We start from the raw sequence: 13,285 nt of genomic DNA, 5'->3' as shown, positions 1-13,285 counted from the left end.
TACAGCGGCAGACCGGTTAGTGCTCACCTTTGCCGGATGAGGGTGCCGGTGCGCCAGCACCCGTTCGATGTTGTTCGAAACCAGCTTCTAGCATTTTTCGGACGCTTGCGCCCTGACTTCAATCCATAGACTAGCTTCTAAACTGTGTCAGACCTTCGGTTTATAGTGAAGTACGCATGGCCGGTGTAGCGCAGAGAAGATTGGAGGTTGCGGTAGTGGCATTTCCGTTGTACCCCGAGCTGAAGAGCAAAGTAGAAAAAATGCTACTAAAGTTCTTTGAGCAGAAAGCCCGTGAGGAGCTCGGTCCGCTCAGGGATGTCCGAAGATTTTCCGTGCACGAGGGCCGGAAGCTCGTTCACAACACGCTGGACAACCAAGAAGACCGCGGGCATATGGCCTATGAAGTTGGCTCAGTTGAATTCGCCATATCCCATGAGGAAATGGCCGAGATGACAGTGGATGATGTGCGTGCTCTTCTGGAAGAGAAGGCCAAGGAGTTCGGCGCGCAGCAGGCGCAGCAGAGTTACATGGCGCTGGATCGGGTCACCACAGAGACGGGAAACGTTATCGATGCTGGCGGCAAGCCGCTGACTGTTGATCTATTTTTGGAAACAATCAGCAAGATTAGCTTGACGTTTGACAAGTTTGGCAACCCGCAGATGCCTACTATTGTCATACACCCGAGTATGGCGGAGAAGTATCGAGCTTTGATCGAAGAAGCTAATAATGATGAGGATATCGAGCGGCGATTGAACGAAATTCTTGCCCAGAAGAAGGGGGAGTATGATGCAGAACAGGCTCGTCGAAAGCTGGTTGATTAGCTGCAAAGAACTCAGCTTTACCACTCCCTTCGTGCAGCTGCTCATTAAGGAAGGCTACACCGTCCTGCGTGCACAGGGTGGACTCAATGAGCAGGGGAAGGATGTAATTGCACGGAACCGCGAAGGTGAGATCTGCTGCTTCCAATTGAAATGCGGAAACGTAAAGGCTAAAGAATGGGCCGAGATTAATGGCCAAGTGAACGATCTCACTCAACTGCCGCCTGTCCACTCCTCGTTCCGCACTCCTCCCAAAGAATGGAAATGCTATATAGTTACGAATGGCGCGTTCCTCGGGACGGTCCCCCAGACCATTGTTGACTACTCGAACGTACAGCAGCGATCCGGCCATATGGCTGTTCAGACCATCGACAAAGAAGAGTTGGTTGCGCGATTTGTTGACGGCTATGGAAGCTTCTTCCCGGCCGACCCTCAGGACCTCAATCTCTTTCTCAACATCTACTGCCGTAACGGTGACAGTACTCTAAATAGGGAAGAATTCAAACTTTTTCTGGAGAATTGGCTTGACTCGTATTCGAAAGAGAAGTCGAAACAGAAAAGGTTCGAAGCGCTGCAGGCGGCGGGCGTTCTTTGCGGCTACCTCCTTACGAACAAGTACGTAGCTCAGAACTATATAGAGATAGTGAACGCATGGGTACTAACGCTCGTAACCATCCTGCATTTTGCTCACAAATGGGAAATATCCGATCGACGTATTGCGCCACTTGAGTCCACGATTCTGGGTGAGATAGAGGTCGTATACAACAAACTCATCAATGAGGTGGCGGCAGACTCGGGCAATTTCGTTGAATCCAAATACGGGTTCTTCTCTGAAGGCGTGCTCACGCACAAGCTTCGCTGTACTGAACTGCTCGGTCACATGTCTGCATACTTGAACTACTGCGGAATCCGGGACGTGACACCGAACTATCCTGTGGCTCTCGATGAAAAAAGTGGGCAGCTATCAGGTTACAAGGCTATTTTTGGTGAAGTCTCCGCTCCTTTACTGTACAACTACATTGCGTCTTTGCTTCGGTCAGAGCAGCAGCAGGTTTCTGAAGCTGAGGTCGTTGGTCTACTCAATGGTCTATTGTCCATGTATGCCGACGAAGGTTCTGGCCTCCCCAGTCCGTACTATACTATCCAGCAGACGGCGGAATGGCTAATTGGATTAGACAGGGAAACGATAACCGAGAGTTTTCAGAATCGTTCGTACTGTTTGTGGGCTGCAATCCTGCTTGCCGCGCGGTGCAATCTTCGTGAGCTCCTAGAACATCACTGGCTCCTGATCAGCTATATCTCCAATCAAGAGGTGATAGCGGATGTCACTAACGACTTGCTCTTGTGGAATATTGACAAGGGGGGTCACGTGTTGGATGTATTCCCAAATGCAACTCAATCGTGGCGAGAGCTCGTGGACCTATCGTGGCAGGATGCGGAAGTATTTCTCCCAGAGCCGCTGCGGTCACGTCGGTTTTTGGTCCCACTCTGGATCAACGCAATGCCGCACAGATGTACTCATAAGACTGTTCTCGCGATACTAGATGCCTAGTTGCCGATACAGTGGTTCTATGGTGGCACCGAAGAAGGCAGAGTCAGCTAACTACTGAATGGGAAGCGTGTGGGCGACCGAATCCGATCGCCCATACGCTGCAAATAGAACGCAAGCCCTCGCGCTGCGGAGAACTGCGAGATTAGGCGGAACCCAACTTGATCTTCGCGGTCGTATCCCCAGATGCGCGGTCGGACTTGATCGCGCGTATAAACGTGAACTGCCCTGCGATGTGCATCCGATGCAGGTCGAAACCGTACTCCGCCAGAACGTTTCCGAGTCGATGTTGGTCATCACCGATGCTCGATGTCGGTTCACACAACCACAGGTATCCATCGACCGGCAGGATCCGGTGGGCCTCGCGCAAATAGTCGAGGTGGTTCTTTCCCATGAGTGCCAGGCACAACACCGCAATGTCCACCGACGCGTCATCCAGCGGGACCTCAGCAATATCGCAGATGGTCACACGCTCATCGAATGCCACATGGTCGAACGGCAATATCGTGTGATCGACCGTGATCCGATCTGCGAGCAGCATTTGCCCGCACCCGAGATCAGCGACTATGCACGGCCGGCGGCGTTGGTCGAGCCAGTTGGCAAATATGTAGGCGGGCACAATCTCCCAACTTCGGCGCGCTTGGGTGTAAAGGTCGTGATATCGCTGCCACTCTGACGGGTTGTCAGTCAATCTGCTGTGTGTGACAGTGGAATTCGTCGACGCCCACGCGCCGTGCACCATTGACAGATCACTGAAGCGGCTGAGCTTCGCCGGCGTGCTCAAGCGGTCGACGTCCTCGCCCAACAACTGATCGAGAGGTTCACGCGCAGCGGAACGGGGGCCTGACTCGGTGAGCCGTCGTAGCCATTGGACCGAGGCCCGCGCGGCCTGGGTCGGGGAGATCAGCACACCTTTGGGCAACACCCCATCGACCGCGCAGTCCGACAACGTCTCTTTCATCTCAACCCGCGCCCAACGCTGAGCACACCACGACCATTGCTGGAATTCTCCTTCTGGCGTGGTGAGGGTCGCGAATGTTGTGGGAATGATGACTTTCACAGTCTCGGCGCTCTGCCCTTGCCGGTGGATACGACCGACGATCTGCTGGAAATTCGCATGTGTCCACGGCAATGTCGCGAAAATCAGTGTGTCGCACACGTGCTGCAGACCGTCTACGCCGGTGGCGACGGCTTCGGAGCCGATGAGCACATCGACCTGATCCTCGGCGGCGACCGGGTCACCGTTGGGCCACGTGCCCACAAATCGGTGATACCCGTTCTTTTCGTGACCAGTGAACAGCCCGACTCGCAGTCCAGCCTTCTCCAACGCGTCCGTCAATGGCTCCACGACATCGGTGACGAATTGGGTGTAGATCAAGCTCTTGCGACTACGATCGCAGCTTTCGACAATGACGTCCAGCTTGTCGGTCAACAGCAGCTGATCCAGTGCCGCCGGAGTGGGTGTATTGCCCAGTGCGAGTACTTGTTCGAGACGTTCGCTCACGTCGATGGGTACGGTGATCGCCTCGAGATGGGCAGCGTAGTCAGGTATCCACCGCGAGCCAACCCGCACCAGAAACTGATGAATGCGCATCGCGTTCGGCACATTCTTCGTCGTTGGTAGATCCTCGAGCTTCACCCCCTCAATCAATTCCAGCAAGCTGCGAGCTTCGTGCAGGTCGTTGACCACCGGAGTGGCAGACATCCCCAACACGGCCAGATTGGGGTTGGATTGCGCTGCGTGTACAGCGATCCCGGTCAGCACCGCGCGACGGAGCGACGGAGCGACGTTCTCGCGTTCCTTGACGTAATGCACCTCGTCGATGATCAGCATGTCCACGCGATGATCCGCTATCAGTTCCCGGATGGTGCCCTCGTGGCCCGGCAGTCGGTCGAAGTTCAGCACCAGCCACCGAGGACCCGCACCTTCGCCCCACACTGGAGTGAGTGTCTTGGCTGCGATGCGCGCGTGCGGGTTGCAGTTGCTGATCGCAGCCGTCCAGCCGGCCACTACATTGTTCGGGCAAATCACCAGCACGAGTCCGTCACCTCGGCCCGCTTCCAATAACCTTGCTGCCAGGATCGCCGACACGGTCTTGCCCGCACCCGGCCCGGACCAGTTGCCTACACGCTTACGGGCCAGAACCTGGGCGGCAACGTGTCGTTGCATCAGATTGGGTGCAGTGATCGCGCGGGCACCGGCAGGACGGAACGACCAATCCTCAGGCACCGCAAGCGCGATCGCCTGTTCATACTCCGAGCGGAACCTCTCACGAATACGCTCGGCGTATTCCCCCTCGCGCGGTGCGATCGTCTTATCCAACTCCGCCTGCAACCGGCACCGTTCACCATCGGAAATGCTCGCCGAGTCCAGCCGGTACGCAATACGCCAGATCTGGGCAGCCGCCGCAGCGGTCAAGAAGTCCGCGGCCTCGGCATCCAAACTGGCGAAGAACCTGTCCCCGACCCCCAGAACATCCTCGACGCTCAGGCGGGGAAGGGACACGGTTCCATCTACCGATTGTTCACCGTGAGTAGCGTCTTCAGCTGCACCCGTCGTTGCGGTTGCGATCTGCGCCGCGCTTGGAATCTGCCCGGTGGGATCCAGGACAACGAGGCTCTGATCCTCAGGTAGCGCCGACGAATCACTCGGTTCTTCAGGCTCTTCAATAGCTGGTGTGTCCTGCTCAAGTTGGGTCCTGCGCTGATCGATCAGCTCCTTCAGAACGACAGGATCTGACAACACCTCACTGATCACATCGGCTTTCGAGGACTGCAATACCCCGGCCTGCTGACAAACCACGTACAGCATGGCCGGGGTCATCGCACCGGTGTGGTCTATGAGATCTGCGACGAATCCTTGAAGGCGTCGAGCGCTCCAGACCCTCGCCTCGCAGTGGCAGCCCAACGGCCGTACCGCTTTTGTCCGCCATTCGACCCGCATCTGGTAGCTGTGTCCGTTCGGGCACAGCCAAAACACCGTGCGATCCGATCGTGCGGCAACCTGCCTAGGCGTCAGCGGCGCGTTCCTGGTGAAGTCCCACTCCGCGGCAATCTCGGGACACTGCGATGCCAGATCGTTGACACCAGCAATCGCACGACGACCCGAACAGAACGGGCACCCGGTGCCCATGCTGGTTCGACTGACGATCGACGCCTCCCACTGATGTCCGGCTTTACTGCACCACCAATGCACACTCTTGTTGCTGCCGGGAACAACCTGTTCAGGCGTCAGGTCACCGTTACGGTCGTGATCCCACTCCACAGCGATGTCAGGACGACGGGTACCCAAGTCGTTGAAGCCGGCCTCGACCTGCTGGTTGGCGCAGATCGCGCAGCCGCTGCCTGCGGTTCGACCTGCGACGATTGCCTTCCACCGATGCCCGCACGTCCCGATCCAAGACACCTTCTTGTTGCTGTTGGCGGTAACTTCATCGGGGCGCAGAGGATAGTTCGCCGCGTGATCCCATTGCGAGGCGACATTGGGATCGGTTGTGGCAAGGTCGTTGACTCCCGCGCGGACCGTTCTGCCTGAACACACCGGACAGCCATTGCCGTTAGCCCGCTTCGCTACTTCAGCGGACCACGAATGACCACTGTTGCGGCAGACCCAAAAAACCTTCTTGTTGCTTCCCGCGGTGATGTGATCCGGTGTCAGGTCACCGTTGCGGTCGAAGTCCCACTCCCGTGCCAGCTCCGGTGACTGCGAGAGCAAGTCGTTGAATCCGGCCAGCACCTTGTTGTTCGAGCAGACCGGACAGCCCGTTCCCCCACGAGTTCGCTCGGAGATCTTTGCCTCCCACTCGTGTCCATACGCCGCACACAACCAGTGAACCTTCTTGTTACTTCCTACCCCCACCTGGTCCGGTGTCAGGTCGCCGTTGCGCTCGTAATCCCACTCCGCAGCGACAGCTGGATCCTGAGATTCCAAATCGTTGTATTCGGCTTTGACCTGCTGGTTCGAACAAAAGGGGCATCCGTGCGCGTTCTTCTGAGTGCGCTTGGAGATCACAGCCTCCCACCGGTGTCCTTGATGACACCGCCAATGCACCTTCCTGCTGCTTCCCGGCGTGACTTGACCGGGTGTCAGATCCTCGTTGCGGTCAGGATCCCACTCGGCAGCGACCGCCGGGAACAGAGAAGCGAGATCGTTGAACCCTGCTAAGACGACCTTGCCGCTACAGATTGGACACCCGGTCGGGGCCTTTTTGCGAGTTCGGTTTGCGATAGGCGCCTCCCACTCGTGCCCATGCGCTGAGCATTTCCAGTGAGCGGTCGATCGGCTCCCAATGGTGACCTGATCGGGGGTTCGTCCCTGGTTCTTGTCGTAATCCCATTCCGCAGCGATCAGTGGAGCCTGCGAAGACAGATCATTGAACCCCACTCCCAGCGCCTTGCCCGCGCATACAGGGCACCCGGTGCCGCTGGTTCGGCTTGCGATCGTCGCTATCCATGAGTGGCCCCGCGGAGTGCACCGCCACCACACTTTCTTGCCTGACGAGGGCGTGACCTGCTCAGGCGTGAGCTCTCCGTTGGCGTCGGGATCCCACTCCGCAGCGATCTCCGGAGAACGCGAAGCAAGGTCGTTGAATCCCGGGCTCGCCACATTACCTGCGCACACAGGGCATCCGGTGCCGCTGGTGGTACGACTGTTGGGGCTCGCCACCCACCGATGCCCATGGGCGCGACACTTCCAGTGCACCTTCTTGCCCGAGCCAGGAGCTACCTGATCGGGTGTGAGATCGCCGTTTGCCTCGTGATCCCACTCAGAACCGAGCTGCGGGTACCGGGTTGCGAGATCGTTGTCGCCAGCCAAGATCTTCCTGCCACTGCAAATCGGGCAGCCATAGCCCTTGCGCGTACGGTTCACTACCGTCGCCTGCCACTCGTGTCCGCGCACTTGACACTTCCAATGCGCGTTTAGGTTGCTTCCGGACGAGACCTCGCCTGGACTCTGCTCGTTCTTGTCGTAGTCCCACTCAGCGGCTACCTCGGGAAAATCCGCCAAGAGTGAACCTCGTGCTGCCATCGTTGTCCGTTTCTTGCCCGCAGATCCGCAGGCGATAACAGATCGCATGTGGGCACTGCGTGACGCCTAGGGAATGAGATCTATTGGAGCTGAACGATATTGGTAACACATCTCGAAAAGCGGGCACAGGCCAGTGAACACACCCCCACGCGTGCGTGGCGACCACCCGCCCCTTGGCCGAAGGTCGCCAGCAGTTGCGGAAGATCAGCTGTTGAGTGCCAGAAGCTCACCACTGTGTGCCACACGCGGAACCATATTGCTCTGGTGTGACAGATTCGAGCGACGGCGATTCTGGGACGGATTCTGCCTAAGGCTCTCTCGGATTGGGCATCGTGATCGTCTCGATGGAACCGAGTAGCACTGCGGCCCTGCGGATCTGCATCACGACCACAGAGATGGTCGCGACAAACGAAATCGACTGCTCTAAGTAGGCGAGTTGATCGAGATCAGTCGCTATCGGTTAGGAGGATCTCGATCTCATCATCTTTGCCGAGTGGCAGGTCATGGGGTGCTGCTCCGGATCCAATGATGTTGGTTATGGCCGGTTTTCGCCGGTTGCGGTCCAGCGTGAGGATCCGGGTGATATTCGGGTCGCAGGGGTCGAACGAGGCTTCGTTGTAAGGCTGGGCGTCGGCGGTGCGGTGAGCGATGCGCGGGCCGTATTCGGGCAGGTTTTCCAGCCTGTGCCGCTGGGTTACGGTGCTGTCGACTCTACCTGGTCTTCGTGACACCGACCCAGTTTCAAGAGCTCTCCCGGCTTCTCACCGCACACAGAATGGGCGCTGAAAGCGTGCGGCGTGGCTGCTGGACGCAGCGCATCAATCCGGAACAGAGCGCCGCGATCAGAGCCTGGGCTATAGCCCACGGGGGGAAGGTCAACGCCCGCGGGATGATCACGGCGATGGTCGCTAGCCCCGAGGAGACCGAACCGGACCCACTCGCCTGACACATTGGTTCGGGGCCCGGAAATCCTCGCCCCGAGGCGGGAGTGGGTGGCAGCGATCCGCACCTGGGCCTCAGCCCAACCGCACACGGCGGTAATCAGCCAGGGATGGCTCGACACATCCTGTAATCGGCTTACAGTGAGTTCGCTGATGATCGGTGTCGATCCGTCGCCCATGCGGGAAGAGACTCGCGCGCCGCCAGCCACTCCTCCGGTATTCCGCGTGTCGAGCCTCGGCAGCCGACCCCCGTATGCGCTGCCACGATTCCACCGACAATCGCGGCCGTGGTGTCCGCATCCCCGCCCGCTTCGACACACGCGGTGACGGCAGCCGGATAGTCGCCGAGGAAGCTCGCAGCCGCCCACAGCGTGAACGGCACCGTATCCTGCGCGCTGACTTGGGCGCCGTTGCCGAGTTCGTAGGCAGCTTCGGCCGCGGATCGGCGGAATAATTTTCGAGCGCGACGGACACCTTCCGCGGTCCGACCATCGACCAGATACGGCTCCACCGCATCCAGTAATTCATCGGGCGCACAATCTTTTCCACGGGCCGCTGCCGCGTAGCTGGCGGCGACGGCAACCGCCATGGCGCCAACGATCGCTTCCGGGTGCCGGTGGGTAACCTCGGCGGAAAGCGCAGCCTGCGCCGCTGCTCGATCCAGATCTCCGGCGAAATACGCCCCGAGCGGGGCGACCCGCATCGCAGCACCGTTTCCCCACGATCCGCGGCCGCCGAAAACAGCACCTGCCGCGTCGACCCAGGGGCGGCCGTCGCGAATCTCGTGCAGCACAACGACTGTGCCCGCGCCGTAGCCACGATAGGGCTCACATCGATCAGCGAACACGGCCGCGAGCACGTCGCGGTCGATATGGCCACGGTCGCGGACTTCCGAATACACCGAACAGGCCATCTCGGTGTCGTCGGTCCATTGCCACGGGGGCGCTGGCGGTCGCCCGGCGCGAAGGTCAGGTACGGAGCGACCGGGAACAAAGAACTGTGCACCCAGCGCATCACCAACGGACAAACCCTCGAGGCTGTCATACGCGGTGTCGGTGTTCGGCATGCTCAGACGATCCTGCCAACAAAAGACATCTACCGCAACATTCAGGGACGATGACCATCCCATATTCGGCAGTAGCGGACGTCCCGCCGGGCGTCGGATCGGCACGGCGACTTGATCTTCCATCTCCCGGCGCTGGCCGGATAATCTGTGGTCCGCAGATACGTTTGTGTGCTTGGGTTTCGGTATGGGATGGCCGTTGCTTCAGCGATGGGGTTGATGCCTTCGTCGGCGGTGTGCCTGATTAGTTGCTGAGGTCCTGGATGAGATCCAGCGCCGGGTATAGGACCGGGCGCAGTGGACGGAGTCTCGACAGTGCCACGATGCGTTCGACCAGTGGGGCGGTTCGGCGGATCAACAGTCGGGTGCGTTCCTGGTCGGGGCTGCGGTCGTGGACCCAGAACAGGACGATGCCCATGTGGGCCAGCCACAACAGATTCGGTAGCTCGGCCATCAGCCGCTTGTCACCGTTGACATCCGTGCCGATGACCAGGTCGCTCATGATGGCGGTGGATGTCTGTCGGGCGGGTCGGCTTTCGTCGCTGAATGGGCTGAGCGGGCTGGTGGGTTCGGCGGCGATGGCGAAGAATTTGCCGCCGAACTCGTGGTAGGACGCGGCTACGTCGACGAAGGCCAGTTCCATCGCCTGCCATCGGGCGGCGAGGGAGTCGCTGCGGGGACCCTGCTCGACCCGCTGTTGGTGCAGGGCCTGGATGTGCTGGTAGAAACCCTGAACCAGGTGTTCCTTGGATGCGAAGTAGTAGTAGGCGTTGCCGACGCTGACACCGGCTTCGCCCGCGATCGCGCGCATGGTGGTCTTCGTAAAGCCGTTCTGCTCGAACAGGCGCAGGGCGGCGTCGATGATCTGCTGGCGAGTTTCCTCGCCGCGCGCGGTCGCGGGCTCGGGGCGGGGCATGGGGCTCAGGCTAGCTGCGCGGCGTCGACCGGAGCCGGGGGGACACCGGCCTGCTGCTCCTTGTGCCGGCTGCGGCGGATCTTGTTCAGAGCGACCAGGTTTGCGAAGTGCATGGCGCCGAGTACGAGCAGGACCTTGCCGAGTTTCATGGCGAGTTCCTCGATTGCGACGCGCGCGTCGCCGACTGGGACGCTGATGCGCAAGGCCAGTGCCACGAAGCCTGCGTTGACGAGCCAGAACCCGACGACCAGCAGATGATTCACGGCTTCGGCGAGGTCGCTGTCTCCATTCATGACATCCACCAGGAACCGTGCGCCGGTGCGATGCAAGACCCGCGCCACCCAGAACGTGACCACCAAACTGACGGTCGTGTAGGTCGCATATGTGACGACGACAAGATCCATTATCCCAGCTCCCTGCAGATTTGAACGTGTTCAACTGCGAGACTAAGTCATTTCTTGAACGTGTTCAAGTATGAGCAGCGCAACACGTTGAGCGCCAAAGTCTGCACCCACTCACCATGGCATCGGCATCCGATACTTGACCGTCACCGGTCAGCTCGGCGGCACCGTCGCTTTCGCCGACTCGGCATCGGGACCGCGTAGCGCGGGCAATTCTGTTCTGACCCACGTTTCTGATGATGCGTTGTATTCTGTTGTGGCTGAACATAATTCGTAGGGGAACATGGCCTGCCGGCGTGGCTGACTTCGTTACCTTCGCGGGGTGTTCGTTGGGGGCGCTGCCAAATGTCGGCGCCTCGCCGGACCGATGAGTCTCATGAACCTCTTTGTGGGGGGTCAGGGGTTCGAGTCCCCCTTCGCCCACAGAGGTAGTGCAGTAGAGCCGCAGGTCAGCGCTTGTTCGCGCGGATCTGCGGCTTTCTTCGTCAAAGGATTATGTTGACTGGCATGTCAACGGGGACGTGGGTTGACCTGTCCTGGTGTTGATGGTGGTGTCGGTGTTCTTCCCTGGGGGTGGGCCCCTTCGATTGGGCATGCGTGGTTCCCCTGTGTGCCAGTGCTTTTTGGGAGTCCCACCGATGTGGTCAGATCGGAGGGTGAAGCGGGACTGGGGTATTGGGTGAAGGGGGTTCGTAACACTCCCGACCCCGTGCCTCGGAGGAGCGGGTCGAGCCAGTCTGCAGGGTGTCGCGATGTCGATTCGGGGGCAGCGGGGAGCGACCTGCGCGGCGCGGGTTTCGGGTGGCTCGATCATGCGTGGCTGCGGTGATCGTCAGTTAACTGTGCGTGTGCTCTGCCGGGCCGACGAGGTCGCGTCGGAGCATGTCGGTCAGTGCTCGCATTGCGCCCGCCATGTCGATGGATTCGTCTTGCAACCACAGCTCCGCGAGACCCGTCATCGCCCCGATGACGACCAATGCGATCGCGGTGCTGTCCGCATCGGCTCGAACCTCACCGGCCTCGATGCCCTGGTCGACGACTTGGCCAAGGTGGTCTCGGAACGTCTGCACCCGCTGTACCGACCAGTCGCGTGCCAGCTGCGGTGTATCGCCGGAACCGGACAGCACGAACTGGCCGAGTCGAGTCAGCTCCCGGTGCTTCTGGCTGCGCACGGCCAGCTCGTCGACGATGTCCAGTGCACGGTGGACGGCCGGACCCTGGTAGTCGCGATCGACGTCGACCTCTTCGAACGCCTGCAGGTCCAACTCGGCGAGGACCGCCGTCAGCAGTGTCTCCTTGCTGGAGAAGTGGTGCAGGAGGCCGGGGCGAGTGATTCCGGCGGCAGTCGCCACCGCCTCGAGCGATGTGCCGCGGTAGCCGCGGTCGGCGAACAGCGTCCCGGCCGCGGCGATGATCTTGGCGCGCCGAGCAGCCCCGGATTGCTCGGCATCTCGCGTCCTGGCCATCCACCAACCTTCCCGCCCGGCCCATCGGCCTTTCACTGTTACACACCTTTTGGCCAGCCTACTGGTCAGTCACTCAGCTCAACGACGGCGCATCCACGCCCTGTGAGTGTGCGCTGAAATGAGCCGTATTCGCACTCTCGACTAGGCGGGGTTGCAGCGCTAAGCTCACCGACTGACGAGTCAGTATGCCACCGTGCGGTGAGCGAAGTCGGAAGGACCGCTATGCCCGAATCTCAACTATTGGCCGGTCGAACGGCCGTGGTCACCGGCGCTGCCGGTGGCATCGGTGCGGCGCTCGCGACCGAACTCGGCGCCCGCGGTATGTCGGTGGTGCTTGCCGATATCGACGCCGAAGGAGTGCAGCGCACGGCAGTCGAATTGCGGGCGCGCGGCATGCGTGTGATCGGCGTCGAAGTCGATGTGTCCGATCCGGATTCGGTCGCGGCCCTTGCCGACACCAGCCTTGCCGAGTTCGGCTCGATCGAGCTGCTGTGTAACAACGCGGGGGTGCTGCTGTTCGGCGCGGTCGCTGACGCATCGATCGGTGACTGGCGGTGGCTGGCGTCGGTGAATGTCGAAGGCATGCTGAACTGCCTGCACGCCTTCCTGCCCGCGATGCGCGCGGCGAGCGGTTGGCGGCATGTGATGAATACCGCGTCCACCCATGCCTTCCTGCCGGATACGGCACACACCGCTCTCTACAGCGCCACCAAGCATGCGGTGCTCGGCATCTCGCTCGGCTTGCGCCCTGAGCTGGCCGACGACGGTATCGGTGTCACCGTGCTGTGCCCAGGTCAGGCGGCGACCGGCATTCTCGACTCGCAGCGCAACCGGCCCGAGACGTTCGGCCGCCGTGGCGCCGAGCCGTTCGGTACCGGTGTCATCCCGATGGCAATCGCGCCCGAGGAGGTCGCCCGCCTCGCGGTCGAGGGCATTCTGACCGCAGAACCGATCGTTTTCGCCCTGCCCGAATACACACGCGACCAGTTCCGCGATCAGGTCGAGCAGCTGTGGCGTCTGGCCGATGATGCCCTCGGCCATCCCGGTGACCCCTACCCGGAGAGTGCCGGATCGCGGCCTGCCGCCGGTGCGTAGGCCATTG

General features: G+C 60.3%; 8 protein-coding genes and 1 pseudogene. 3 read left to right on the top strand and 6 right to left on the bottom strand.

Annotated elements, in window-relative coordinates:
• Positions 1-215 precede the first annotated feature (215 nt).
• Both AB0L63_RS23625 and AB0L63_RS23620 read left to right on the top strand, forming a co-directional pair.
• Positions 216-821 carry a hypothetical protein gene (locus AB0L63_RS23625; RefSeq protein ID WP_364504674.1) on the top strand — a complete coding sequence of 202 codons (606 nt, stop codon included), beginning with the start codon at positions 216-218 and terminating at the stop codon, positions 819-821.
• The gene (locus AB0L63_RS23620) at positions 784-2,370 is read left to right on the top strand and encodes a hypothetical protein (protein ID WP_364504672.1); all 1,587 of its coding nucleotides are present in this window, start codon (positions 784-786) and stop codon (positions 2,368-2,370) included. The genes AB0L63_RS23625 and AB0L63_RS23620 overlap by 38 nt, the downstream gene beginning before the upstream one ends.
• 142 nt (positions 2,371-2,512) lie before the next feature.
• Here AB0L63_RS23620 and AB0L63_RS23615 read toward each other — a convergent pair whose 3' ends face one another.
• From AB0L63_RS23615 to AB0L63_RS23590, 6 genes and pseudogenes are all read right to left on the bottom strand, one after another.
• Positions 2,513-6,751 carry a zinc-ribbon domain-containing protein gene (locus AB0L63_RS23615; RefSeq protein WP_364504783.1) on the bottom strand — a complete coding sequence of 1,413 codons (4,239 nt, stop codon included), beginning with the start codon at positions 6,749-6,751 and terminating at the stop codon, positions 2,513-2,515.
• Positions 6,752-6,781: 30 nt separating this feature from the next.
• Positions 6,782-7,396, bottom strand: a pseudogene (locus AB0L63_RS23610) (zinc-ribbon domain-containing protein); the annotation flags it as partial.
• Between the two features lie 1,077 nt (positions 7,397-8,473).
• Positions 8,474-9,403, bottom strand: coding sequence for an ADP-ribosylglycohydrolase family protein (locus AB0L63_RS23605; RefSeq protein ID WP_364504670.1), 930 nt, complete (start codon positions 9,401-9,403; stop codon positions 8,474-8,476).
• A gap of 241 nt (positions 9,404-9,644) precedes the next feature.
• Entirely contained in the window at positions 9,645-10,316 is a 672-nt protein-coding gene (locus AB0L63_RS23600; RefSeq protein WP_364504668.1) for a TetR family transcriptional regulator, read from the bottom strand.
• Between the two features lie 5 nt (positions 10,317-10,321).
• Positions 10,322-10,720: a hypothetical protein gene (locus tag AB0L63_RS23595; RefSeq protein ID WP_364504666.1), complete on the bottom strand. Its 399-nt coding sequence runs from the start codon at positions 10,718-10,720 to the stop codon at positions 10,322-10,324.
• An 833-nt stretch (positions 10,721-11,553) separates the two neighbouring features.
• Entirely contained in the window at positions 11,554-12,183 is a 630-nt protein-coding gene (locus AB0L63_RS23590) for a TetR/AcrR family transcriptional regulator (protein ID WP_364504664.1), read from the bottom strand.
• A 222-nt stretch (positions 12,184-12,405) separates the two neighbouring features.
• Between AB0L63_RS23590 and AB0L63_RS23585 the strand changes: the two genes are divergently transcribed.
• Positions 12,406-13,278, top strand: a complete 873-nt coding sequence (locus tag AB0L63_RS23585; protein WP_364504662.1) for an SDR family NAD(P)-dependent oxidoreductase — start codon at positions 12,406-12,408, stop codon at positions 13,276-13,278.
• Positions 13,279-13,285 lie beyond the last annotated feature (7 nt).

Origin of the sequence: Nocardia sp. NPDC051990 (assembly GCF_040680755.1) — a bacterium.
Classification (GTDB): Bacteria; Actinomycetota; Actinomycetes; order Mycobacteriales; family Mycobacteriaceae; genus Nocardia.
This window is presented reverse-complemented; position numbering and strand designations above follow the sequence as displayed.